1 protein-coding gene is annotated in these 1,047 nt (G+C 75.0%); it reads right to left on the bottom strand.

All coding sequences use genetic code 11. The features are described 5' to 3' along the window. Positions 1 to 1,047, bottom strand: a 1,047-nt coding sequence (locus tag KS423_RS46100) for an FtsX-like permease family protein (protein WP_374120197.1), incomplete at both ends; no start/stop codon positions are given.

The raw sequence follows: 1,047 nt of genomic DNA, 5'->3' as shown, positions 1-1,047 counted from the left end.
CGACGAACGGGAGCAGCCGCAGCACCACCAGGGTGCCGGCGCACAGGGCGAGCGCCGGGGTGGCGACCAGCAGCAGGTCCACGTCGAGGCGTCCGGTGGAGTCGGCGGACAGCCCGCCGCCGTACTGGTCGAGTTGCTGGTAGGCGAGCGCGGCCAGGGCGAGCACGGCGAGGTCGCCGCCGTTGCGGGCGATGCCGGAGACCACGGCCTGGCGGCGGCCGGCCCGGCGACGCAGGGCGGCGCCGACGCCGCGCAGCACGCTGGGCACGGTGGCCAGCACGACGCAGGCGAACGCGCAGACCACGGCCACCGGCCAGAGCGTCCAGCTGATGCCGGTCTCCAAGTCGACCTGGTGGGAACTGCCGAGGCCGGCCAGCGCGCGGACCAGGAACGGGGTCAGCAGCGGGGCGAACACCGCGGCGGGCAGGGCCAGCAGCAGCGACTCCAGGGCGGTGAAGGAGCCGAGCCTGACCGCCGAGGCACCGCGCGCGGCGAGCATCTCGTTCTCGGACTCCTGCCGCGCGGCGATCAGGTGGACGACCAGCAGCAGGGCCGCCGCGGCGAGCACCGTCAGCTGGAGGGCGCCGATCAGCAGGGTGGACCGGGCGACCACCATGCTGTCGGACAACTCCCGCATGATGTCCGGCAGTTCGGTCTTCACGCTGAGCGAGGCGGTGGCCTGCAGCTCACGGGAGAGGCGCTGGGCACTGTCGCCGGCGGCCTGCGCGGCAGCCCGGTCGGTACCGGAGAAGTCGGCGTCCAGCGACCAGCCGCGGCCGCCCTGGACCAGGCCGGCCGCGGTGAAGGCGCTCTGGTCGACCATCATCGGGCCGAAGGTGGTGAAGCCGCCGACCTCGATCTCGCGGCCGCCGACCGGGTCGATCCGCCAGTACGGGGCGGTCGGGTCGGTGGCCCGGTAGACGCCTGTGATCCGGACGGTCAGCGGCGTGCTGTCGACCCGGTCGACGAGCCGGACCTCGGCGGGCAGGGCCTGCTCGGTCAGGCCGAGCCGGCGCAGCAGGCTCTGGGGGACCGCGGCCTCCGGGG

This window comes from Streptomyces sp. LS1784, from assembly GCF_020103755.1.
Taxonomy (GTDB): domain Bacteria; phylum Actinomycetota; class Actinomycetes; order Streptomycetales; family Streptomycetaceae; genus Kitasatospora.
Note: the sequence above shows the minus strand (reverse complement) of the source record. Positions and strands in the feature narration are given on the sequence as shown.